The following is a 23,050-nucleotide window of genomic DNA, read 5'->3' on the forward strand; positions in this document are numbered from 1 at the left end:
TACCATGACTACGCAGGAAGCTATCACACTCGAAAACCTCTATCAGATCCCCACGTACGCCCGCATGCCCATGGTGCTCACCCGAGGCGAGGGCAGCTACGTATGGGATACCGACGGGCGAAAATATCTGGACCTTTACGGGGGGCACTGCGTGGCGCTGCTGGGGCATAGTCCCATCCGGGTTGTGGAAGCAATCCGGGCGCAAGCCGAACAACTCCTCTTTTATTCCAATACCGTCTACAACGATACGCGAGCCCGTGCACTTGAGCGTCTCGGGACACTCGCCCCGGAAGGACTCCGGCATGTGTTCTTTTGCAATTCGGGCGCTGAGGCAAACGAAACGACGCTCAAACTGGCGCGCAAGCATACCGGACGGCCCCGCATTCTGGCTATGGAGGGCGGGTTTCACGGACGCACGCTCGGCTGCCTCGCCGTCACATGGAAAAATGCGTACCGGGCGCCGTACCGGGATGTGCTGGCGGCCGCCACATTCGTGCCTTTCGGGGATGCGGCTGCTGCCGAGGAAGCGTTTGAAGCACATGATGATATTGCGGCAGTGCTCCTTGAGCCTATCCAGAGTATGGCAGGTATGATCGAAGCACCAGCGACATACTACCGCACGTTGCGGGAGCTATGCGACCGGCATGGGGCCCTGCTGCTCTTTGACGAAATACAGACGGGGGTAGGCCGCACAGGTACATTCTCCATCAGTATGCAGTACGGAGTACGCCCGGATTGTATTTCACTCGCGAAAAGCCTTGGGGCGGGTGTGCCGGTGGGTGCCGTGCTTCTTTCCGATGAGATTGCATCGACCGTGAAGTCAGGGGACCAGGGAACAACCTTCGGGGGCGGGATGATAGCCATGGCCGCTGTGGAGGCTACGCTCAGGACGCTGGTTGAAGAGAATCTCATGCCACGAGCATCCAAACTGTTCGAACGCGTCCGCAGCGGGCTGGAACCGCTCAACTGCAGCGTACGCGGGCGGGGCGGACTCATAGGTGTCGTGCTGGATCGCCCTGCCTCTCCGGTTCGCGAGGCGTTGCTGGAACAAGGCATTCTTACAGGAGGAGCAGACGATCCGAACGTGATCCGTCTCATGCCTCCGATTAACACCCCCTTCGAAGCACTGGATATGTTCTGTGAGGCCCTTGCATCCGCACTAGACATCCGTCAAACCGTAGATATCGATACATGAGACACTTGATCGACTGGCAATCGCTCAACCGCGTGATATGGAATGCGGCGGTGGAGCGGGCCTTGCATTACTACGAAAACGCCGGAAAATGGACGGATACCGCCCGGGGGCGCAGCATCGGGCTCATGTTTTTCAACCCTTCGCTGCGTACCAGAACCTCCATGGAACTGGCGGCAGCACAACTCGGAGCCTACTCGACCGTACTCACCCCCGGTCAGGAAACATGGCGTTTCGCCTTCGAGCGGGGCGCCGTCATGGATGGCGAGGAGGCAGAGCATATCCGGGAAGCCATTGGCGTGCTGTCGAAGTATTACGACGCGCTCGGCGTACGGCTCTTCGCCTCGCTCAAGAGTTTCAACAAGGATCGGGAGGAAAGGCTCATCCGCACCATCGCCTCGGCTTCGTCCGTACCGGTCATCAATCTCGAATCCGCCTTTTATCATCCCTGTCAGGCCCTGGCCGACGCCGCGGTTATCCGCCGGCAACTTGGCGATCCGCGCGGCAAGAAGTTTGTGCTTGCATGGACATACCATCCCAAAGCGCTCCCCATGGCCGTGCCCAATTCCGCCGTGCTGATGGCTGCCCGGTCCGGAATGCATGTGACCGTGGTGCGACCGGACGAATACGCACTCGATTACGGGATTATGGAAACAGCCCGGTCCTACGGGGCACGCGTCGAGGAAACGGATAACCGCGAACAGGCTTTTGACGGAGCGGATGTCGTGTACGCCAAGGCATGGAGCGGGCCGCTCGTCTATTCCGACCCGGAGCATGAACCGGTGCGGCGGGAAAGCTTGCAGGATTGGTGCATTACTACGGAATGGATGCAGAAAACGCGAGAGGCGCGCTTCATGCATTGCTTGCCTGTACGCCGCAATGTGGTCGTCGAAGACGATGTCCTGGACGGCCCGGGCGCCATTCACCTCGAACAGGCCGAATTCCGGTTGCATGCACAGAAAGCGATTCTCGAGTATGTCTGGGGGTTGTGATGAAAACGACCGTCATCAAGATGGGAGGCGCATCCGTCCTGCGCGACGAGCTCCTCGATACGCTTTGGACCTCGGTGGCCCGGTTAGCGGAAACCGGACGGGTCGTTGTCGTACACGGCGGAGGGGTCCTGGCTACCGAGATCGCCGGGCAGCTCGGCCATACCCCGCGCATGGTGCATGGTCGCCGTATCACCACCGATACCGATCTGAAAATCGTGCAATGGAGTCTGCGCGGCGAATTGAACGGGCGCCTTGTGGCCAGTGCGGTCAGGCATGGTATCAAGGCTGTGGGGTTGTCCGGCGCCGACGGCCCGTTCCTGCACGTTACCAAACGGCCTCCCTGGAATGTCGATGGAGAAACGATTGACTTCGGATGGGTCGGAGATATTGCATCCGTCGATACGGCACTCCTCGATATCCTGCTTGATCTGGGGTATGTCCCGGTAATCGCCCCGCTTGGCATCGATCACACGGGACAGTTGTATAACGTGAACGCCGATACGGTCTCCTGCGCTGTTGCGGAGGCCTTGCAGGCCGACGAATATCTGCTCGTCACGGAAATCGGAGGCATTCGCAGAAATACCGCGGATCCGGATTCGCATGTATCCTCCTTCCGTGCTGAACTACGCTCCCGGGGTGTACAGGAAGGGTGGATCACCGACGGAATGCGCGTAAAGATCGATGTGGGCTTCGCCGCGCTCAATGCCGGCATTCCGAACGTATTCATCGTGTCCCCGGAAGGGATTCGGGACCCCTCTACGGGCACCCGCATTATGCATTGACGCCCGCAACCCCCTTTCCCTGCAATGCAGCCTCGTAAAGATGTCATAGCGCTTTTGAAGGAGCTTGTGCGCATTCCTTCGCTCAGCGGCGAAGAAAAAAACGCCGCCGGGTATATGGAGGAGTATGTGGCGCAACACGGGATCGAAGCGGGCCGCATCGACGATAACGTGTTCTTCGGATTCGGGGAAGGGGATGATGTGTTGTTGCTGAACACCCACCTTGATACGGTACCTCCGTCGGAGCATCATCCGCACGGCGCATTTGACGCGATCGAATCGAAAGGCTGCTTGTACGGGCGCGGAAGCGTGGATGCGAAAGCGTCTGTCGCCGCCATGACCACCGCGTTTCTTTCTTTGGCTGCAGATAACTTCCGGCCTTCCGGACGAATCATCGTAGCGCTGACCGCCTGCGAAGAAACAGGCGGGGATTATAATGGACTCAAGACCCTGCGCCCGCATCTGCCGGATTTGAAGGCAGCGCTCGTAGGCGAACCCACCAACCTCGTTCCGTGCATCGCTCAAAAGGGACTGCTGGTGCTGCGTGTGGAAGCACAAGGCAAAACAGCCCATGCCGCCCGGGCGCATCTCGGGCAAAACGCCATAGCAACCGCTGCGAGAGACATCGAGCGCGCCATGGCGCTTGACTTCGACCGGGAGGATATTTTTCTGGGGTACCCTACAATTACCGTAACCACCATAGCGGGAGGTGCGGCCCGCAACGTCGTGCCGGACCGATGTACGTTCACGCTCGACATCCGGTCGACACCGGCCTACACACATAAGGAGTTGATCGATATCGTGCAGGATGCGCTCGAGTCGGAGGTGCAGGTGCATAGCGAACGGATCGTACCCGTCGCCACGGATGCAAACGAACGGATCGTCCGCGCATGTCTGCGGGCGATTCCCGATATCGAACCCATCGGATCTCCCACGGCGTCAGACTGGATCTTTCTGGCCGATGTCCCCACGGTCAAAATCGGTCCGGGATCGAGTCAATTGTCCCACACTCCGGAAGAACATATCCCGATCGCCGAAGTGCAGCGCGCCGTGGAAGTCTATCGTTCCGTCATTGAAGCATATTTCGAGCCATGATACACCCATCGTCCTCCCCTCTCTGGAAAAAATCGGACGCAGCCGCAACACTCGAAGACCAGGTGATGCGATTCACCGTCGGAGAAGACTACCGGTGGGATACGCTCCTGTTGCCGTACGACATACAGGCAACCCGTGCACATGCCTGGGGGCTTGCGGAAATCGGGATACTGACACAGACGGAATTCGATGCGGTCACCGAAGCACTGGATGCACTGGCGGAGCAGGAACGCGCCGTCCGCCCCGAAGACGAGGATTCCCACACGGTAATCGAAAACTGCCTGACGGAAGCGCTCGGCGACACCGGCAGGAAAATCCACACGGGACGCTCCCGGAACGACCAGGTGCTCGCCGCGCTGCGACTGTATCTCCGGGATGCTTTGCTGGAGGTAATGCAGCAAACCGCAGACATGGTTCGCATCCTGTGTCAGTGGGGCAAAGAAGGAGATTCCTGGCTTATACCGGGTTATACGCACATGCAGCGAGCCATGCCCGCGACGGTAGGTTTGTGGGCAATGGGTTTTGCTGAACTGCTCACGGTCGATATCGAACGATTACAGGAAGCAGCGAAGCGCATCAACGTATCCCCCCTCGGATCAGCGGCGGGATACGGGGTGCCTGCCCTGGCGCTTCCCCGCAAGAAGATGGCCCGTCAACTCGGCTTCGACGGAGTCCAGGAGCATGTGACTGCCGTACAGTTATCGCGCGGAAAGCTGGAAATGGATGTGGTTCATGCGCTCGCACAAATCGCGGCGACCTGCAACCGCCTGGCTGCGGACATTGTGCTGTATCATACAGCCGAGTTCGGTTTTCTGAAGCCGGCCGATACCTATGGCACAGGGAGCTCCATCATGCCTCAGAAACGGAACCCGGACGTGCCGGAACTGGTGCGGGCGTCATACCACCGGATTCTTGCCGAAATGCAGTTGCTGGCCTCCCTCCCGGCAAACCTGCCTTCAGGCTACCATCGGGACTTGCAACTCACCAAGGAAGCGGTCCTGCGCACCGTACACACGGCTTCGAACGTAACCGGCGCAATGACCGTGGTTCTCCGGGATATGCGCTTCGACAGGAAACGCCTTGATCAGGCCGTATCCCCCGATTTGTTCGCCACTGCCCGCGCCATGGGTATGGTGCAGGAAGGAACGCCGTTTCGGGAAGCCTATCGCCGGACCGCCGGCGAACCCGACGCTGTCCGTAAACCCCCGGCACAGGAAGCGCTGGAAGCGTACCGCGTAGATGGGTATCCCGGGCAGTGCCGGCCCGACCTCATCATAGAGCGGCTGAACCGGATCGACACGGAATCGGATAAAGCGGAATAAAATACGGCATCGCTACCGGTTCCAGTTCCACTCCGACAAAGGCGCAAGAAAATCGTGCGCCGTGAGATCGTAGTGCATAGGCGTCACGGAAACATGTCCGCTCTGCACCGCAGCTATATCCGTGTTTTGTCCTTCGTCAAGGTTGACAAAGGTGCCTGTCATCCAGTAGTACGGCCGATTGTTTGGATCGACGCGCTGATCGAACGATTCTCGCCAGCGGGAATGCGCCTGACGTGTGACCAGCATACCCTTGATGGACGATAGCGGAAGAGGCGGAATATTCACGTTCAGAAGAATGCCCGGCGGCAAACCCTGCTCCAGCACTTTCTCCGCCACAATGAAAGCGATCTCCTGCGATGCCTCGTAGTCGTGCGCATCCCAGTCGCAGAGAGATACGGCCACTGCGTCGATACCCAGAATAGCGGCTTCCGTGGCCGCGCTTACCGTACCCGAATAGATCACGTTAAGGGCCGTATTCGCCCCCCGATTGATCCCGCTGACAACAAGGTCCGGCTCGCGGGGCAGCAATTCCCGGACCGCCAGCTTTACGCAATCGGCCGGGGTGCCCTGCACGCCGTAGACACGCGTTGCCCCACCCATGCTCGCATCTACGGGAAAAGCGCGTACAGGATCGCGCAGTGTGATCGCATGCCCGACGGCGCTTTGTTCCAGAAGAGGGGCCACCACATACACATCGCCCAACCTGACCATGGCCTCTGCAAGCGCCGCGATACCCGGAGCGTTTACGCCGTCATCGTTACTGACAAGAATGAGCGGTCGGGCTCCATGATTCGAATCCATGCAAATGCCTCCTCACATTTTGCGCGTACGCAGCAAGTTGCCCACCGTCAATAACTTTCTTCTCCGGAGGGAAAAGCGCGGGTGCGCACATCCTGCACGTAATGTTGCACCGCTTCCGTAATCGTTTCTTCAAGATGGGCGTAACGCCGCACGAACCGGGGATGGAAATCGGTGTTCAGGCCCAGCAAATCGTGGGTAACAAGCACCTGTCCGTCACAATGCACCCCGGCGCCAATGCCGATAACCGGAATCGAAAGATCTCCCGAAACATCGCGCGCCAGATCCGCAGGGATTTTTTCGAGCACAAGGCCGAAACAGCCTGCTTCTTCCAGTAGGCGCGCATCTCTACGGATGGCGTCCGCTTCCTCCGTGTCCTGTGCACGCACGCGGTATGTGCCGAAGCGGTAAATACTCTGAGGGGTAAGACCGAGATGGCCCATCACAGGGATGCCGGCGTCGGTGATACGCTGCACGGCCTCCAGGGCCGGTTCGCCGCCCTCCATTTTCACCGCATGCGCGCCTGCCTCTTTCATCACCCGGACGGCTGAAACCAATGCCTCCGTCGAATTGCCCTGATAGGATCCGAAGGGAAGATCCACCACTACGAGAGCGCGCCGTACCGCCCGAATGACGGACTGGGCATGGTAGATCATCTGATCGAGCGTGATAGGCAGCGTCGTTTCGTACCCCGCCATCACATTGGATGCCGAATCTCCTACCAGAAGTACATCTACCCCGGCGGCATCCAGAATACGCGCCGACGTATAGTCATAGGCCGTCAGCATGGCGATCGGCACGCCGGCACGCTTCAGATCCTGAAGGGTTTGCGTGGTGATCCGCCTCGCGTCGAGCGCACCGGTAACTGATTCGCTGCTCATGATCGGCTTCCTCTTCCGTTTCCCGGCGCACTCGACAATCTGCGTCGAGGCGCCGCTAATTCGCGTCCGAGGCGGCTGCTTCCCCGGCTGATTCCGCCGCTTCCCCATCCACGTCCAGACCCAGCGTACGCGCCACATCCAGCGTGATGTCCTGAACGGTTTCGGGGTTGACGAACAGCAGAAGAGGTTCCGTACCAACCCGCGTGCGCAACACGATGTCGAGGCCGTTTGCGTCCGCCACCTCATTGATGGCGTTCTGTATTTGCTCCAGAAGCGGCTGCATCAGTTCAGCCTGACGCGCGGCCAACTGCTGATCCTGGTCCTGGGCTTCCTGCTGAATCTGCTGTTGCAACTGCACCAGTTCCTGTTCGCGCTCCTGACGCCGATCCTCGGAAAGAAGAGACTGCTGCCGCTGGTATCGCTCCAGCTTGTCCTGATAGTCGGTATAAAGGGCTTCCAACGCTTGCTGATTGGCATCGAAGTCGGTCTGTAATTGCTGCTGAACCTCCTGGTACTGCGGCATATTGATCAGGACGATCTCATGATCGGTGAAGCCAACGGAAAGCGCTTGAGCATGCGCATTGAACGACCCGCCGGCCATTGCAATAGCAAGCAAAACAGCGGCAAAAAGAAGACATCCTTCAGATATGCGTTTCAACATAATGGTATCGTTGACGTTTTCTGTGTGGTTCGCGGCTTCACCGGCAATACGCAGCGCCCGACATGCATGGGCTCCGGAGCGCAGCGCAGGGACAATCAGTTTTGACTGTCCGTGTCGATGCCAAGTTCCTCAAGCACATCATCGCTCAGATCGAACTGGTCCCGAGCATACATGAAGATATAATCCCCTCCCTTGTCGAACACATAGTCGTACCCGTCACGAATAGCCACTGCCTCAATGGCTTCAAGCACGCTTTCCTGAACGGGGCGCACCAACCGTTCCTGCTCCTGAAAAAGACGTCCTTCCGGGCCGAAGTACTGCATCCTGAGCCGCTCTACTTCTTCTTCGGCCTGAATGATTTCGTCGCGCTCCCGTTGCCGTTGGTCGTTCGTGTAGATCAATTCCCGGGCCTGGTACTCCCGAAAGAGTTCGTCCACTTCGTTGCGCTGCTCCTCGATTTCCTGCTGCCACTCCTGCGCCGTACGGTCAATTTGCTGCTGTACCGTAGCGTATTCCGGCAATTGCTCCAGGATATACTCCGAATCCACATAACCCACCTTCTGTTGGGCGTATACCGGAGCAACCGCAAGCATCGCCACAAGAAGTAACGATGCAAAAGGACAGGATGCATGCATGGCGCTGCGTCTCAGAAACCTTGCCCAAGCGTAAACTGGAATCTCCACTTTCTTAAACCATCCTCGCCGGAAGAAGAAGAAAATTCGTCAAAATTATACCCGTAGGTCACCTCGACCATCCGCAGTATCGGGAGGTACATGCGCATGCCAACGCCAGCGGATCGAAATAGTTCTACGGGGTTGTACAACTCGAAACGGTCCCAGGCATTGACCGCATCAAGAAAAATATAGGGCTGCGCCGAAAGCTGCTCGGTCTGGATAGCCAGCCATTTTATTTCGGACATGTATTTGTTCAGAACGGCCCCTCCGACCGCCTCGTCGTTAAGACGAGGGCCTATCGAAGAAATAGGATAGCCGCGCATGTACACAATGTCGCGTCCGAAATAGCCATAGTACGATTGGGTATCGAACGGCGACCCGCCCACGACAAAGCGTTCGAAGTCCACCCGATCCCCCGTCAGCGATCCCACGTATCCGAAATCGGCGCCGAACCGAACGGACAGTTTGGAAGCCAACGGGACGTTCCACTCCGTCTTGAAACGCGTCTTGTGGTACTGCACAAATCCCGGGACCGGCGGAGCGATTTCAAGAGACAGCGAAAAACTCGACCCGCTGGAGGGAAAAATCGGATGATCCAGCGAATTTCTGGAAAGACTCTGCTGGAATGTAGCGATCCGACTGACGCCTTCGGGAATCGAACGAAAGAGTTCCTGGTTGTCGTAATGCTGATAGCGGAGGGCGCTTCCCATACTGAACTTGTCGTCCGGCCATTGCAGGCGGCGTTCGTAGAATACGCGCACCGACGCCGTTTTCAAATGCCCGTCCTGCTGGAACCCGTAGCTGTAACGGGAAAATCGGCGACTGCCGCCGCCGCCGTAACTCGAATAAGAAAGCGACATCCCGACCGGCGTAGGACGCCCCCGGAACCAGGGTTCCGTATAGGAAAGCGAATAATTCTGGTAAAACGACCCGGTGGTTTGCACAGCGAGGGAAAGTTGCTGCCCATCGCCGGATGGAAGAGGATCCCACGCAGATCCCTTGAACAGATTTTGCGCCGAGAAATTATTAAAACCGAACCGGAGCATCAGGATGGGCCCGAACGAACCCCACGAGCCGGAAAGCTCCAGTTGATCACTGCTCTGTTCAACAACCGAGTAGGTCAGATCGACGGTTTTATTCGCCTCGTCAATGTCTATCCCCGGGCCGCCGCCCAGCGATTCCTGCGTAAAATAATTAAGCTGGCTAAGGCGGCGAATCGACTCCTGAATAGCGTCGCGACTGAACGTCTGGCCCGGAATCGTATATAGTTCCCGGCGGATGACATGCTCCTTGGTCTTGGTATTGCCTGAAATGCCCACATCGCCGAATTGATATACCTCGCCTTCGATGATATCGAAATGAATGTCGAGCGAATCCCCTTCGGCCACACGTATCGTCGGATCGACATTGAACCGCATGTACCCGCGATTCATGTACAGGCTGGAAATATCGCTGCTGTTCTTGTTCTGGTACAGGTTCTGTTCCAGCTTTGATCGGTCGAACGCTTCTCCCTGTGTAATGCCCAACGCATCGCCCAGAAAATCATCGGGGTAGATCGTGTTGCCTTCCCATACGATGTCACGGACAAAATATTGAGGGCCTTCCTCAATGGTCAGTTCGACAATCATCCCGGGCTTTTCCCCCTCCTGCACAAACACGGAATCGCTTAGAATCCGCGCATCGTAGTACCCGTTATCGTTGTAATGCCGAACGACATTGTTCAGGTCGTTTTCGTATTCGCTCCGGTCGAATTTCGCCCCACTCCAGAAACGCCACCATTTTTTTTCGTTCGTCTTCTTCATCTTGCGTTTCAGGCGAAAATCGGAAACGGTTTCGTTGCCCGCAATCCGGATTTCCTCTACCCTGACTTTCTTCCCGCGATCAATCGCAAAATCAATCTTTACCTGCCCGTCATCGGTTTCCTCGCGCCGTACGTCCACTTGAGCAAGCAGGTATCCCTTTTCGCGAAAATACTGTTTGATTTGCCGGTCCGTGCGCTCAATATCGGAAGGGCGGACAGGGCTTCCTGTCAACAGCGGCGCTTCCTCGCGCAAATCTTTCTGCTGCCCCTTTTTGATACCGGAAAAGGTGTACTCTGCAAGACGGGGTTCTTCCTGCACCTCAATGGAAAGATACACGCCGTCCCCCGAGCGGCGCTCCTCCACAATCTTCACATCTGAAAAAAGGCCGAGACGATACACCGAGCGGACGGCATCCGCAATGGCTTCGTCACCGGGTAACGTAATAATTTCCCCTGCAGTAAGACCACTTGCCTGAGCAATAATGGAGCGGGCGCTTTCACTGTCCGACCCTTCGACCGTAATGTCGAGAATCTCATAGGAAGCAGGGGGCGACGTATAGGGCCCCGACGTATCGAAGGACCCCGTTATGCCTTGCGAACTGGCCGGAATGGCCAGCAGGGCGCCGCATACAAGAAGAATGGAAAACCTTGCGCTCATAGCCAACGGAAACAGCTACAGCCGTTTATAATGCGCCGGCTGAAAGCATTTATATACACGAACCCGTCAGGAGGGTTTCCGGACAGATCATCCCGCCGCAGGACGAAAATGTCCTTTGCCGGCACGCCCTCCCTCCTCATAACGAATTTATTCTTCCGTTAGTATCCGCCCGAAACGCCGTTCCCGGTCCTGGTAATCCCGGATGGCCTCGTACAATGCATGTTGACGAAAGGCCGGCCAGTAGCAATCGGTGATGTACAACTCCGTATAGGCCAGCTGCCATAACAGGAAATTCGATATCCGAAATTCGCCGCCGGTGCGGATAAGCAAATCAGGATCCGGCATATGCGAGGTCATCAGCACGGTTTCAAAAAGCTCCTCGTCAATGTCTTGGGGCTGCAAGACGCCGGCTCGTACACGCTCCGCCATTTTCTGTGCAGCACGCACGATCTCGAGCCGCCCGCTGTACGATACGGCAATGGTCAGGGTCATCCGGTCATTGTTACGCGTCTCCTCCATTGCCTCATGGAGCCCGCGGCGGACTTCTTCGGGCATCATGGACAAATCGCCTACCGCATGCAGGCGAATGTTGTTCTTGTCCAGTGTTCTGGTTTCGTGACGAATCGTGCTTAAAAGCAGGCGCATCAGAGCCCGAACCTCCGAAGAAGGACGATCCCAGTTCTCATGGCTGAAGGTGTAGAGTGTGAGATAGTCCACGCCTAATCGGGCACACGCTTCCGCAATCTCGCGTACGGAATCGACGCCTGCACGGTGCCCCGCCACACGGCGCTTTCCCCGCTCGCGCGCCCAGCGCCCATTGCCGTCCATAATCATGGCAATGTGGGAAGGGATTTCCCCACGGCGCTTCAATGCTTCCTGCAACGAAGCATCGTCATCCGCACGTATATCCCTGTTGGCCGTGACCTTCACCGTCGAAAAAGGCGCTATAGACGCAAAATGTCATTAAAGACAAGAAATACCATGAAGACAAGCAGCAGAAACATACCTACCTGCTGCGTAATCATGCGAAATCGTAAGGACGGTTCCCTCCGAATGATCCCTTCGTACATCAGAAAAACCAGATGCCCCCCGTCGAGCGCCGGAATGGGCAGAATGTTGATAATGGCCAATGTAATGGAAAGCATGGCTACAATGTCCCAAAAGAGCGCAGCGCCTACCTGGGTAGCCTGATTGATCACCTGTGCGATCATGATCGGCCCTCCGAGGTTTTCCCGAAGATTTTCCCGACCCGTGAAAATACGTCCCAGGCTCAGAACAATAACCCGCGTGTTGCTCCAGGTATCGCCAATCCCCGCACCCACCGCTTCGAATAGCGAGAAACGGCGCTGGACGGCGCCAAACTCCTCCGCCAGAATATCCGCACCGGGTCTATACACCCCGAGGAGATACCCTTCCTCACGCAACGCGGGCGCCACCAGGGCTTCGTAGACGGGAAGCGCGGCAAGCCCCGTGGAATCGGGCCGTTGCCAGCGGACAATCACCGGATTTCCCTCCGTACGCCGTATATATTCCGTCATTTCCGCCCAAAAGCGAATTTCCTCGCCCGCGATGGAAACAATACGGTCCCCGGTCTGCAAGCCGATAGAGTCGGCCGGCGTATCCTGCATGACGCCTCCAATCACAGCCGGCGCAATATAAACCCCCAAACGCGGGCCCCGGCGGTTGATCTGCGTGAAAATGTCTTGCGGGCCACGGACGAGCAGGGTGTCATCCCCTCTGAGCACCGTGACGGTGAACGGGTCTGCAACCAGCGACTCGATACTTTCAAAATCCTCGTAGCGCTCCAGCGGTTCGCCGTTTACGGCCAGCAGGCGATCTCCCGTACGCAGCCCCATGTCATAGGCAATGGACGTATCGGCAACAAACACCGCATCGATATTTTCCGCCGGGATGTTTGTCTCTCCGTAAGAAAGCCGGAGACCCGTGAAAATCAAAAACGCCAGCAGCACATTGAAAACAACGCCGGCGGAAATAACGATCATGCGCTGCCAAACGGGTTTCGAACGAAACTCCCACGATTCCGGCGCCTTATCGAGACGATCGGTATCCATACTTTCATCCACCATACCTGCAATCTTCACGTATCCGCCAAGAGGCGTGGCGCCGATGACATACTCTGTCTCCCCAATCTGTTTTTTGAAAATTTTGGGAGGAAATCCGATGGAAAACCGGTCCACCCGCATCCCGAACAGTTTGGCGAAAAGAAAATGCCCCATCTCGTGCACGAAGACGAGCAGGGTAATGGCAAGAAGAAACGGAAGAACGTACGACAGGAGGATTCCGGAAATCATCCGGAAAATCTCGACAATCATCTCCATTGATCGCGATGTGCTGTGAAGCGCCCGGCATCAGACAGGTCCGGCGCGCTATGCAAGACGGCAATCCGCGCAGTTCGAGAAGAACAGGTCAAGCCGAACAGGGCGCAGAACCGTATAAAAGGGCTACGTTATATACGAAGTGGATTATATAGGAATTGCCCGGACATGTTCCTGTACGACTCGCCGGGCTTCGGTATCGCAGGCAATGAGATCCTCCAGTTCCGGATGCGCTTTTACCGGCACGCTGCCGAGCGCATGTTCAATAGCAGCGGGAATATCCGTAAAGCGGATTCTTTTCGCCAGGAAAAGCTCGACCGCCTGTTCGTTCGCGGCATTCAGAATTGCAGGCGCCGCCCCCCCGGCCTCAAGCGCCTGGTATGCGAGATCAAGGCATGGAAATTTGGCATGGTCGGGCGGTTCGAAGTGCAAATGCATGGTCCCCGACCAGTCAAGGCGTTCGTGCGGCGCGGGCCAACGCTCCGGATAGCTGAGCGCATACTGGATCGGCACGCGCATATCGGGCAGGCCCAGTTGCGCCTTTGCGGACCCATCCGCAAAAGCAACAAAGGAATGTACAATGGATTGGGGGTGCACCAGTATCGAGATGCGGTTTGCCGGGATGTCGAAAAGCCAGCGGGCCTCCACCACTTCCAGCCCCTTGTTCATCATGGTGGCCGAATCGATCGTAATCTTTGTCCCCATCGACCAGTTCGGGTGCGCCAGCGCCTCCTCCTTTGTAATATCCCTGAATGTTTCCGCCGGGCGGGTCCGAAACGGTCCTCCCGATGCAGTCAGAATAAGGGATTCGACACTATTCGCCGGTTCCCCGACAAGACACTGAAAAATAGCGGAATGCTCACTGTCAACGGGCACAAGCGTTCCCTTGTGTGCTTTCAGGAGATGCGTGACCAGTTGCCCGGCGACGACCAGGGTTTCCTTGTTCGCCAGCGCTACTTTCTTGCCCGCCCGGACGGCTGCGATCACCGACTCGAGCCCGGCGAACCCTACAAGCGCCGCCACCACCGTATTCACCCCATCGAGTGCAGCCGCCTCGCAAAGCCCTTCCCGTCCTGCCAGCACGCGGATGCCCAGCGGTCCGAGCGCCTGTTTGACCTGTTTCCTGCGCCGGGCATCGCCGATGACCACGCATTCGGGCAAAAATTCCCGAGCCTGAGCAATCAAAAGATCGGCATTCGTGCCGGCTGTCAGGGCACAGACATCGAAGCGATCCGGAAAAAGACGTACGATATCCAGTGTCTGCGTGCCAATGGAGCCGGTCGAACCCAATACGCTGAGCCGCTTGACCTCCGCCCCCCGGTTTTCCGGTTCCTGATTCCTTGCACGCTTCGGGCACATGTAATTCTGACGGCTTGGTCCGTTATTGCGTATACCCCTAAACAAATCCGCTGTCCGGCACAGCAGCGACCTGTGGCATGAAACATACCGCGCAGGAGTGCAATATCAAAAGGTGGTCAGATCCGAGTTTCCCGCGCCTGCGCTCTGCGGATACCCCTATGAAACGAACATTCCCGTCCGTCCGGTCATGGATAGGCGCCGTGGTACTTACCGTTCTTACAGGTGCACCGGTTCTCAATGCGGCGGGGCAACAGCAGGAAAATCCTCAAATTGTCCGATTCCGTCTGGCCGACACGTTCCTGCGCTCGGGACAATTCGATCAGGCCATCGGCCTGCTGGAAGATCTTTATGCGGAAGCGCCTCAGAACGATGCATTCTACGAAAAGCTGAAAGAAGCGTACGAGAATGTAAAGCGCTATGAAGAAGCCGCCGCGCTGATCAAGGTGCGGCTGGCGGATACGCGGTCTGCAGCGCTTCTTTCGGATCTTGCGCACATCCGCTATTTGCAGGGCAACGAACAGGAGGCCTACGCTACGTGGCAGGAGGCTGTGGAAACGGCCCCAACCGATCCGAACACCTATCGCGTCGTGTACCGCTCCCTGCTCGGCGTGCGGCAGTTCGAACACGCGGTTTTGCTACTCGAACAGGCGCGTTCAGCCACCGGGCAGGCCGCGCTGTTCCGTGTGGAACTGGCCTATCTGTGCAGCATTTCGGGCCTGCACGAAAAAGCCGCGGAGGAATACCTCGCCCTCCTGAAAGAGAATGACCAGCACCTCAACTTCGTGCGTTCGCGGTTGGGGTCTTTTCTGATAGAGGAAGAAGCGCTGGCGTCAAGCCTCGTCGTAGTGCAGGACGCCGTCCGCACGGATCCGTTATACCGGGCATGGCGCGAATTGCTGGGGTGGTTGTACGTAGAAGCAGAGGATTTCGGAAACGCGCTCGGGGAATACCGGGCGGTGGATGGACTGGAAGGCGGACAAGGTCATATGCTGTTCGAATTCGCCCACACAGCCGCCGACGCTGGCGCCTGGAATAAAGCTTCTGAGGCCTACCGGGAAGTACTGGCGCGGTATCCGGATGCCCCGGCGGCGCCTCGCACACTCGCTGCATTCGGAGCGATGCATATACGCTGGGCGGCGGAAATCGGCGAACGCGCCTTCGACGAAAGCGGAAATCGAATCGAGGCGCCGCACTATGACGAAGCACTCGCGGCATACCAGACCTTCCTGCAGCAATATCCAAACCACGAACTGTATCCGGATGTGCTGCACCGCATCGGGCGGCTGCAACAGGATGTTTTTTTTGACACAGGTTCTGCCGAGGCGATCTTCCGGCAAGTTGTTTCCACCTTCCCGAATACCCGCGCCGCCGATCAGGCGGCTTTCGATCTGGCCGGTATTGCAATCATCCATGGCCAACTCGACGATGCCCGCCTTCGTTTCGGCCGACTCATCGAACGACTCAGAACAGGAGATCTTGTCGAACAGGCTCGTTTCAATCTGGCCAGCATTCATATGTTCGCAGGGGAATTCGACGCAGCACAGTCACTGGTAGACATTATCGATGCACATACCTCGACCGACGTTTCGAACGACGCTATTGCATTGAAAATCCTGTTGCTTGAAAATCGTGGCCCCGACTCGCTCGACATGCCGCTCAGGCGGTATGCAAGCGCCCTGCTCGCCCGGGAACAACGCCGCCCTATGGCCGCCCTTGATTCGGTGGACGCGCTGCTTGCCATGTACCCAAGCCATGCGCTTGCCGACGAAGCCCGCTTCCTGCGTGGAGAAATCCTGCGGGCCACCGGACGAAGGCAGGAAGCGTATGAAACCTTTGCGGAAATCCCCCTGATGTATCCGGCAAGTTTCCTGGCGGATCGGGCGCTTTTTGAGGCTGCCGGGATATTGTCGGGCGAAGCAGGCAAAAAGGAAGAAGCAATCGCCGCATATCAGCGTCTGTTGTCCGAATATCCGGGTTCCCTGTTTGCAGACGAGGCGCGCGATCATATACGCCGCCTCCGCGGCGACGGCGTATGAAACGACCCGCATTCCGAAGTAATATCCCAAAAAAATGATGTCCTTGCGCAGCATTCGTTTTCTTTTTCTGGCAGCGGCCCTGTCGCTTGCCACATTATCCGCAAGAGCGCAGGATATCCTGATTCCTATGGATATCCGACAGTCCAATCATCTTAAGGCATACGGAATCGTATTCTGGCTGCTCGAACAGGGTGAAACGGTAGACTGGCTGCTAAACTACCGGGGGGGCTCGTTCCTGGCCAGCGGGTTCGATGGCCTTGAACAGGAATTGCAGGTGCGTGGCGTTCATTTCGAACGGATCGACACGGGCGCATCCGCCCGCATCATTGCAGAGGTGGAAAGCGAAGAACATAACACTGCCGTCGTACGCCTGGAGACCGCGCCGAACATTGCCGTGTACGCTCCGGAACAAACGCTGCCGTGGGACGACGCCGTACTGCTTGCGCTCGAATATGCCGAGGTAACGTACGACATCCTGTACGACGACAAGATTCTCGATGGAAACCTCCGGGAATACGACTGGCTACACCTTCATCATGAAGATTTCACAGGTCAGTACGGAAAATTTCTGCAATACCGGAATGTACCCTGGTACATCGAACAGCAGCGTGACACCGAGCAAATGGCCGCACGGTACGGTTTTCGCAAGGCAAGCCGCCTCAAACTGGAAGTGGCGCAAACCATCAAGGAATATGTAAGAGAAGGAGGGTTCCTTTTTGCCATGTGCTCCGGCACCGATACCTACGACATTGCGCTGGCGGCCCATCGAACGGACATCGTCCCGGCGGAGTATGACGGCGACCCGGTGGATCCTGACGCATTGTCGCGTCTTGATTTCGACATGACGCTGGCCTTCGAAAACTTCACCCCTGTCTTCCATCCCGCCGAGTACGAACACGCGAACATTGATACCGGGCCTCCTCCTCCCGCGTTGCGTAATCAGGCTATCGACTATTTCACCCTGTTTGAATTCAGCGCAAAATGGGATCCGGTGCCCACCATGTTAACCCAGAACCATGTGGCGACACTCAAGGGATTTATTGGACAAACAACCAATTTCCGCAAAGCATTCATCAAGCCATCGGTGGTCGTGCTTGCGGAAGCGCCGAACAGAGATGAAGTCAAATACCTGCACGGAAATTTTGGAGAAGGGACCTTCACGTTCTATGCCGGACACGACCCCGAAGATTATCAGCATTACGTAGGCGATCCCCCTACTGATTTGGATCTGCACAAAAACTCGCCGGGCTACCGCCTCATTCTGAACAATATTCTCTTCCCCGCAGCGAAGAAGAAAAAACAAAAAACCTGACCGCTATACCCGTTGGTCGTGTCCTCCGCAATTTTTTTCTTTACTATGGATGACCCCAAAGCAAGGGCGCCGTGGGCCGTAACGGCAATAATTGTCTTCGTGCTGGCAATGACCGGAGCCGGGCGGGCGCATGCCCAACAGCCTCCGGGGAAAACGGGTATCGGCGTACAGTTCGGGCAACCCGGCGGCGTTTCCGTGAAACTGTATCGAAAGCCGGGATTCGCATACGAGGGGCTGGCTGCATGGAATCTCAGCGATTTTTTCTTCCTCAGCGGGCACGCGCTGTATGAACGCACCATTCCCGATTCCCCCCTCGGTTATTACCTTGGACCGGGCGGAATAGCAGGGATACAACAAGAAGATTCGCAAAGCGATTTCGTCGTTGGCGTCAGCGGGACCTTCGGAGTCCACTTTTTTGTGGAGCGCTACGAAGTGTTTTTACAAGTTAACCCCCGATTCGAACTGCTTCCCGGCACAGAAGGCCATATCGGGGGCGGGATCGGGGTGCGCTACTATTTCAGGAAATAACGGCTGCTATCCGGCCCCCGCGTTCCCCGGGTGAACGGGACTACCGATGTTATATGAGCGCGTACTCGTAACGGGAGCGAACGGTCTGCTTGGCAGAGAACTGGTCAGCCTGCTTGGCCGGTTTTCCGAATATGACGTACTGGCTACGGGGCGACGTGCAACGACGCGCTCCGAGGGCTCGTACGGATACATGCCCCTGGACATTACGGTACGGCGCGACGTGCAGCGCGCCATTCGGGATTTCGAACCCACCGTAGTGATAAACTGTGCAGCAATGACCGATGTCGATCGTTGTGAAACAGAGCGGGAGGCATGCTGGAAAGTGAACGTGGAAGCGGTAGAAACACTGGCACAGCAGTGCAGCGATACCGGTGCCCGGCTCATCCAGCTTTCCACGGATTTCGTGTTCAATGGACTGGATGGACCGTATGAAGAAAGCGCTCGTCCGGACCCTGTGAATTTCTACGGAAAATCCAAACAGGCTGCCGAAAATGCGGCGCGGAGAGCAGGCTTCGACAAATGGACCATCGCCCGGACAGTGCTGGTCTATGGCACAGGAGCATATACGGACCGGTCTGATTTCGTACTTTGGTTGTTGAATCGGCTGTCTTCGGGACAATCCGTGCAAATCGTTACGGACCAGTGGCGAACCCCTACTTGCGTGGCCGACCTTGCCCTGGGCATTGAGCGTATCGTGCGGCGGGGGCGTGGAGGAATTTTCCATCTCTCCGGGATGGAATGGATGTCCATATATGATTTTGCTCAAACGATCGCCGACGTTTTCGGGCTGGACAGTGCCCTGATACGACCGGTCGACGCCTCGACATTCCGACAAACCGCCGCTCGACCGGCAAAAACAGGTTTTATCATTCTGAAAGCGCAAACGGAACTCGATTACCGCCCCAGACCTGTCCGGGAGGCTCTTCGCAGAATCGGCGTCCGCCTTGGCCTTGTGTAGCATGGCTTCCGGAAAATTTTTCTAATCTACAACTGCATCGTCCGCTACGTGATAAACATTCAGGTACTTCGCGAAAACCCCGAGCGCATACGACAAGCGATCCGGGACAAGGGAATCGGGGATCCGGAACTGGTCGATCAGCTGACGGAACTGGACCGCAGGCGCCGGGATCACCTGGCGGCTCTCCAGGAGGCCCAGGCGCGCTCCAACGCCGTCTCGAAAGACATTGGCATATACATGCAAAGCGGGCGTGCGGATGAAGCCAAAGCGCTCATCGAGGAATCGAGCCAACTGAAAACATCCATTCGGGAACGCCAGGAGGCGGCTGCGCAAGCGAACGAAGACCTTGAACGGGGCCTCCTTGAAATTCCCAATCTCCCCCACCCCGATGTGCCCCTCGGGCACACGCCCGAGGATAACAAAATCATCGCCCGGCACGGTGTGCAGCGCACGTTCGATTTCGACCCGCTTTCCCACTGGGAACTGGCCGAGCGGCATGGCCTGATCGACTTTGAGCGCGGCGCCAAAGTCTCGGGAGCCGGATTTCCGTTTTATACAGGCAAGGGAGCGCGCTTGCAACGGGCGCTGATGAATTACTTTCTGGACCTCGCCGTAGATCAGGGGGGCTACGAAGAAATGCAGGCGCCCCTGCTCGTCAATGCGGACAGTGCGCGCGGCACCGGGCAACTGCCCGATAAGGAGGACCTCATGTACGAAGTGTCCCGGGACGGATTGTACCTGATCCCCACCGCCGAGGTACCGGTTACGAACGTGCATCGCGCAGAGATTCTTGACGGGAGCCGCCTGCCGGTCAAATATGCGGCCTGGACCCCGTGCTTCCGGCGAGAGGCCGGTTCGTACGGCAAGGATGTGCGCGGACTGAACCGCCTGCACCAGTTCGACAAGGTGGAATTGGTCTGGTTTACCCGGCCGGAGCACAGTTACGAGGCGCTGGAAACGCTGCGCAACGATGCGGAGCGCCCGCTGAAGGCGCTGGAACTGCCCTATCGCGTACTGCTGATGTGCACCGGGGACATGGGGTTTGCGCAAGCCAAAAAATACGACCTGGAAGTATGGAGCCCGGGCCAGGGCCGGTGGCTCGAAGTGTCCTCCATATCGAACTTCGAGGATTTTCAGGCCCGGCGGATGCAGATTCGGTGTCGGCTCGAAGACCGCAAAAAACCGGCGCTCGTGCATACGCTCAATGGATCGGGACTGGCATTTCCCCGTATAGTAGCAGCGCTCCTCGAACAATACCAGCAGGGCGACGGGACCATTGCCATCCCGGATGCGCTGCAACCCTACACCGGCTTCGATCGCATCGGGTAAACCGCATGACTGCACGACGTTCTTTCGCAGAACGCCTTTCGGCCCGTCAGGCAGAAACAGGCTCGCTCGTTTGCATTGGCCTCGACCCGGATCTCCAGCGCCTTCCCCCCCATCTCGCCCGCGAGAAGAACGCCGCGCAGGCAGTCATCGCATTCAACCGGGCAATCATCGAGGCCACGGCAGACACGGTTGCGGCCTATAAACTGAACCTTGCTTTCTTCGAGGCCCTCGGAGCGGAGAACTGGAGCGTCCTGCAGGCAACCCTGGACGCCATTCCGGAGGACGTACCGGTCATTGCGGACGGAAAACGCGGCGACATCGGCAATTCGGCGCGCTTTTACGCACACACCTGCTTCGACCTGCTGGGCTTCGACGCGTGTACCGTATCGGGATACATGGGCAAAGACAGTGTGGCGCCGTTTCTCGATCATCCGGGCCGAGGCGTCTTTCTGCTTGCCCGTACGTCCAATCCCGGCGGATCGGATTTTCAGGCAATCGAATGTCAGGGCAGCCCCCTTTACGAACACGTCGTACGCACGGCGCTGGAATGGGAGAAGGCCGGAAACGACCGCGCCAAAGGCTCCCTTGGCTTTGTGGTCGGCGCTTCGGATATCGAGGCATTACACCGTATTCGCACGCTTGCTCCCGACTCCCCCCTGCTTATTCCGGGAGTGGGCGCACAAGGAGGCAGTAGCAACGACGTGTTGAAAGCCCTGCGTGAGGGTTCCGGACCGGTTCTTGTCAACAGCAGCCGGGCTATCCTGTACGCTTCGACCGGTCGTGATTTTGACCGGGCGGCCCGGCAAGCGGCTGAAACCTTGCGGACGTCCCTGGCATCCGCCCTGTCTTAAGGATATCGCACTGGCCGGATATCCCTGTCCGGGAAACAGCGATCCGGCTCAGACCCTAAATCACGGTGTCGTCGGGGATATGCGCATTCTTGGGAATCACGATAATGCCGTCACGGACAAAATAATTTTCCGCATCCACGTGCCGGACCCCTTCCCGCCTTTTGATAACGCACCGCTTTCCTATCTGAACATTCCGGTCGACGATAGCGCCTTCGATGTAACTTCCGTCTCCGATACCCGGACTGGGCGGGCCCCCTACCGGGTTACGCAAGAGGGGATCGTGCCATGCATAATAGTCGGCCCCCATAAACACGGTGTTCTCGACCGTAGTGCCGGCGCCAATGTATGACCGGATGCCTATCACGGAGTTCGATATCCTGCTGTTCACAATGACGGAGGCTTCCCCGATCAGGGAATCTTCCACATACGAACTCAGGACCTTGGCAGGCGCAAGCATGCGTGCATTGGTGTAGAGCGGCGCCATGGTGTTATATATGTCGTACCCGGGATACCGCTTCGCCAGCATCAGGTTGGCATGGAAAAAAGACTGAACGGTCCCCACGTCACTCCAATACCCCTCAAACGCATAGCTTGCTACAGGATGCTTCCGGATAGCCTCCGGGATAATTTCCTGCCCGAAATCATTCGCATCCGGCATCCCGGCAAGCAACGTCTGCAAAACCTCTGCATCGAACAGGTAAATGCCCATGGAAGCAAGAAATGTGCGCCCCTGGTTGTGCATCTCTTCGCTCACCGGACTTTCCTTGCCCGCAAGATGCTCCGGGGCGGGCTTTTCGTAAAACTCAGTGATCAACCCGTCCTCTGTCCTGACGATGCCGAACGAGGGAGCATCCTCGGCATTCACCGGAATGGTGGCCAGCGTAACGCCCGCGCCACTATCGAGGTGATGTTTCATCAATTTCCGGTAGTCCATGGTGTAGAGTTGATCGCCCGACAAAATGAGCACATGGGAATGCCGGTGCGCCCTCAGATTGGACAGGGATTGACGCACAGCGTCCGCTGTCCCCTGAAACCATGTCTCGGATTCCGGGGTCTGCTCGGCCGCCAACACCGTGACAAACCCTTCACGGAACCGGTCAAACTGGAACGTACGGGCTATGTGGCGATTCAAACTCGCCGAATTGTACTGTGTAAGAACAAATATCCGGTGGATATCCGAATTAATACAGTTCGACACCGGGATATCGATCAGGCGATATTTCCCCCCGAGAGGAACGGCCGGCTTGGAGCGACGCATAGTGAGGGGAAAGAGTCGTTTCCCGGCCCCTCCCCCAAGAATGACGGCAAGTAATTCGTCCATAAGCTGAAAAGTACCTTGAGTCGTTGGAAAAATGATGGCGTGACTCCGCCGTAAAGGTACGAATATACAGGTGCCAGGGCCTGTTGACACTATGCAGCAATGCTCTGTTCCATCAGGCACGGCGTCAATCAAGGCGCGAGGAGTGAAGTTTGGTGGTTCCAAATGAG

At 57.3% G+C, this 23,050-nt stretch carries 20 protein-coding genes; 11 read left to right on the plus strand and 9 right to left on the minus strand.

What is annotated here, in order from left to right; genetic code table 11:
* The first annotated feature begins 4 nt into the window (after positions 1-4).
* From F4Y00_10475 to argH, 5 genes are read left to right on the plus strand one after another with little or no spacing between them, the layout of a single operon-like run.
* Positions 5-1,195 carry an aspartate aminotransferase family protein gene (locus F4Y00_10475; protein ID MYE05379.1) on the plus strand — a complete coding sequence of 397 codons (1,191 nt, stop codon included), beginning with the start codon at positions 5-7 and terminating at the stop codon, positions 1,193-1,195.
* Positions 1,192-2,184: an N-acetylornithine carbamoyltransferase gene (locus F4Y00_10480; protein MYE05380.1), complete on the plus strand. Its 993-nt coding sequence runs from the start codon at positions 1,192-1,194 to the stop codon at positions 2,182-2,184. The genes F4Y00_10475 and F4Y00_10480 overlap by 4 nt, the downstream gene beginning before the upstream one ends.
* A complete protein-coding gene (gene argB / locus F4Y00_10485) occupies positions 2,184-2,966 on the plus strand; it encodes an acetylglutamate kinase (GenBank protein ID MYE05381.1) in 783 nt (260 codons plus the stop codon). Before F4Y00_10480 ends, argB begins: the two co-directional genes overlap by 1 nt.
* A gap of 24 nt (positions 2,967-2,990) precedes the next feature.
* Positions 2,991-4,058 carry a M20/M25/M40 family metallo-hydrolase gene (locus tag F4Y00_10490; protein MYE05382.1) on the plus strand — a complete coding sequence of 356 codons (1,068 nt, stop codon included), beginning with the start codon at positions 2,991-2,993 and terminating at the stop codon, positions 4,056-4,058.
* The gene (argH, locus tag F4Y00_10495; GenBank protein ID MYE05383.1) at positions 4,055-5,380 is read left to right on the plus strand and encodes an argininosuccinate lyase; all 1,326 of its coding nucleotides are present in this window, start codon (positions 4,055-4,057) and stop codon (positions 5,378-5,380) included. Before F4Y00_10490 ends, argH begins: the two co-directional genes overlap by 4 nt.
* Before the next feature lie 12 nt (positions 5,381-5,392).
* Here argH and surE read toward each other — a convergent pair whose 3' ends face one another.
* From surE to F4Y00_10535, 8 genes are all read right to left on the minus strand, one after another.
* On the minus strand, positions 5,393-6,181 hold the full coding sequence (gene surE / locus F4Y00_10500) for a 5'/3'-nucleotidase SurE (GenBank protein MYE05384.1): 789 nt from the start codon (positions 6,179-6,181) through the stop codon (positions 5,393-5,395).
* Positions 6,182-6,228: 47 nt separating this feature from the next.
* A complete protein-coding gene (gene panB, locus F4Y00_10505; protein ID MYE05385.1) occupies positions 6,229-7,059 on the minus strand; it encodes a 3-methyl-2-oxobutanoate hydroxymethyltransferase in 831 nt (276 codons plus the stop codon).
* A gap of 55 nt (positions 7,060-7,114) precedes the next feature.
* A complete protein-coding gene (locus tag F4Y00_10510; protein ID MYE05386.1) occupies positions 7,115-7,720 on the minus strand; it encodes an OmpH family outer membrane protein in 606 nt (201 codons plus the stop codon).
* 95 nt (positions 7,721-7,815) lie between these two features.
* The gene (locus F4Y00_10515) at positions 7,816-8,355 is read right to left on the minus strand and encodes an OmpH family outer membrane protein (protein MYE05387.1); all 540 of its coding nucleotides are present in this window, start codon (positions 8,353-8,355) and stop codon (positions 7,816-7,818) included.
* Between the two features lie 11 nt (positions 8,356-8,366).
* Positions 8,367-10,853, minus strand: coding sequence for an outer membrane protein assembly factor BamA (gene bamA / locus F4Y00_10520; GenBank protein MYE05388.1), 2,487 nt, complete (start codon positions 10,851-10,853; stop codon positions 8,367-8,369).
* Between the two features lie 147 nt (positions 10,854-11,000).
* Complete coding sequence (locus F4Y00_10525; GenBank protein ID MYE05389.1) at positions 11,001-11,687, minus strand: isoprenyl transferase; 687 nt, start codon at positions 11,685-11,687, stop codon at positions 11,001-11,003.
* A 110-nt stretch (positions 11,688-11,797) separates the two neighbouring features.
* The gene (gene rseP, locus F4Y00_10530) at positions 11,798-13,165 is read right to left on the minus strand and encodes an RIP metalloprotease RseP (protein MYE05390.1); all 1,368 of its coding nucleotides are present in this window, start codon (positions 13,163-13,165) and stop codon (positions 11,798-11,800) included.
* Between the two features lie 171 nt (positions 13,166-13,336).
* Positions 13,337-14,548, minus strand: coding sequence for a 1-deoxy-D-xylulose-5-phosphate reductoisomerase (locus tag F4Y00_10535; GenBank protein MYE05391.1), 1,212 nt, complete (start codon positions 14,546-14,548; stop codon positions 13,337-13,339).
* Positions 14,549-14,625: 77 nt separating this feature from the next.
* Between F4Y00_10535 and F4Y00_10540 the strand changes: the two genes are divergently transcribed.
* From F4Y00_10540 to pyrF, 6 genes are read left to right on the plus strand one after another with little or no spacing between them, the layout of a single operon-like run.
* The gene (locus tag F4Y00_10540) at positions 14,626-16,584 is read left to right on the plus strand and encodes a tetratricopeptide repeat protein (GenBank protein ID MYE05392.1); all 1,959 of its coding nucleotides are present in this window, start codon (positions 14,626-14,628) and stop codon (positions 16,582-16,584) included.
* A 37-nt stretch (positions 16,585-16,621) separates the two neighbouring features.
* Complete coding sequence (locus tag F4Y00_10545; GenBank protein ID MYE05393.1) at positions 16,622-17,896, plus strand: asparagine synthetase B; 1,275 nt, start codon at positions 16,622-16,624, stop codon at positions 17,894-17,896.
* 45 nt (positions 17,897-17,941) lie between these two features.
* Entirely contained in the window at positions 17,942-18,424 is a 483-nt protein-coding gene (locus F4Y00_10550) for a hypothetical protein (protein ID MYE05394.1), read from the plus strand.
* Between the two features lie 46 nt (positions 18,425-18,470).
* Positions 18,471-19,382 carry a dTDP-4-dehydrorhamnose reductase gene (gene rfbD / locus F4Y00_10555; GenBank protein ID MYE05395.1) on the plus strand — a complete coding sequence of 304 codons (912 nt, stop codon included), beginning with the start codon at positions 18,471-18,473 and terminating at the stop codon, positions 19,380-19,382.
* 48 nt (positions 19,383-19,430) lie between these two features.
* On the plus strand, positions 19,431-20,711 hold the full coding sequence (gene serS / locus F4Y00_10560) for a serine--tRNA ligase (protein ID MYE05396.1): 1,281 nt from the start codon (positions 19,431-19,433) through the stop codon (positions 20,709-20,711).
* A gap of 5 nt (positions 20,712-20,716) precedes the next feature.
* Positions 20,717-21,562: an orotidine-5'-phosphate decarboxylase gene (gene pyrF, locus F4Y00_10565; protein MYE05397.1), complete on the plus strand. Its 846-nt coding sequence runs from the start codon at positions 20,717-20,719 to the stop codon at positions 21,560-21,562.
* 55 nt (positions 21,563-21,617) lie between these two features.
* On the opposite strand, the gene F4Y00_10570 is transcribed toward pyrF, so the two are convergent.
* Positions 21,618-22,883 (minus strand): glucose-1-phosphate adenylyltransferase, encoded by a 1,266-nt coding sequence (locus F4Y00_10570; protein MYE05398.1) that lies wholly within the window; start codon positions 22,881-22,883, stop codon positions 21,618-21,620.
* Positions 22,884-23,050 lie beyond the last annotated feature (167 nt).

The sequence above is a fragment of the Bacteroidetes bacterium SB0662_bin_6 genome, assembly GCA_009839485.1.
In the GTDB taxonomy this organism is placed as follows: Bacteria; Bacteroidota; Rhodothermia; order Rhodothermales; family VXPQ01; genus VXPQ01.

Excerpts from the sequence above, each read along its gene's own strand:
- F4Y00_10475 (MYE05379.1), top strand. The coding sequence starts at position 5 with ATGACTACGCAGGAAGCTATCACACTCGAAAACCTCTATCAGATCCCC.
- F4Y00_10480 (MYE05380.1), top strand. The coding sequence starts at position 1,192 with ATGAGACACTTGATCGACTGGCAATCGCTCAACCGCGTGATATGGAAT.
- argB (MYE05381.1), top strand. The coding sequence starts at position 2,184 with ATGAAAACGACCGTCATCAAGATGGGAGGCGCATCCGTCCTGCGCGAC.
- F4Y00_10490 (MYE05382.1), top strand. The coding sequence starts at position 2,991 with ATGCAGCCTCGTAAAGATGTCATAGCGCTTTTGAAGGAGCTTGTGCGC.
- argH (MYE05383.1), top strand. The coding sequence starts at position 4,055 with ATGATACACCCATCGTCCTCCCCTCTCTGGAAAAAATCGGACGCAGCC.
- surE (MYE05384.1), bottom strand. The coding sequence starts at position 6,181 with ATGGATTCGAATCATGGAGCCCGACCGCTCATTCTTGTCAGTAACGAT.
- panB (MYE05385.1), bottom strand. The coding sequence starts at position 7,059 with ATGAGCAGCGAATCAGTTACCGGTGCGCTCGACGCGAGGCGGATCACC.
- F4Y00_10510 (MYE05386.1), bottom strand. The coding sequence starts at position 7,720 with ATGTTGAAACGCATATCTGAAGGATGTCTTCTTTTTGCCGCTGTTTTG.
- F4Y00_10515 (MYE05387.1), bottom strand. The coding sequence starts at position 8,355 with ATGCATGCATCCTGTCCTTTTGCATCGTTACTTCTTGTGGCGATGCTT.
- bamA (MYE05388.1), bottom strand. The coding sequence starts at position 10,853 with ATGAGCGCAAGGTTTTCCATTCTTCTTGTATGCGGCGCCCTGCTGGCC.
- F4Y00_10525 (MYE05389.1), bottom strand. The coding sequence starts at position 11,687 with ATGATTATGGACGGCAATGGGCGCTGGGCGCGCGAGCGGGGAAAGCGC.
- rseP (MYE05390.1), bottom strand. The coding sequence starts at position 13,165 with ATGATTTCCGGAATCCTCCTGTCGTACGTTCTTCCGTTTCTTCTTGCC.
- F4Y00_10535 (MYE05391.1), bottom strand. The coding sequence starts at position 14,548 with ATGTGCCCGAAGCGTGCAAGGAATCAGGAACCGGAAAACCGGGGGGCG.
- F4Y00_10540 (MYE05392.1), top strand. The coding sequence starts at position 14,626 with ATGAAACATACCGCGCAGGAGTGCAATATCAAAAGGTGGTCAGATCCG.
- F4Y00_10545 (MYE05393.1), top strand. The coding sequence starts at position 16,622 with ATGTCCTTGCGCAGCATTCGTTTTCTTTTTCTGGCAGCGGCCCTGTCG.
- F4Y00_10550 (MYE05394.1), top strand. The coding sequence starts at position 17,942 with ATGGATGACCCCAAAGCAAGGGCGCCGTGGGCCGTAACGGCAATAATT.
- rfbD (MYE05395.1), top strand. The coding sequence starts at position 18,471 with ATGTTATATGAGCGCGTACTCGTAACGGGAGCGAACGGTCTGCTTGGC.
- pyrF (MYE05397.1), top strand. The coding sequence starts at position 20,717 with ATGACTGCACGACGTTCTTTCGCAGAACGCCTTTCGGCCCGTCAGGCA.
- F4Y00_10570 (MYE05398.1), bottom strand. The coding sequence starts at position 22,883 with ATGGACGAATTACTTGCCGTCATTCTTGGGGGAGGGGCCGGGAAACGA.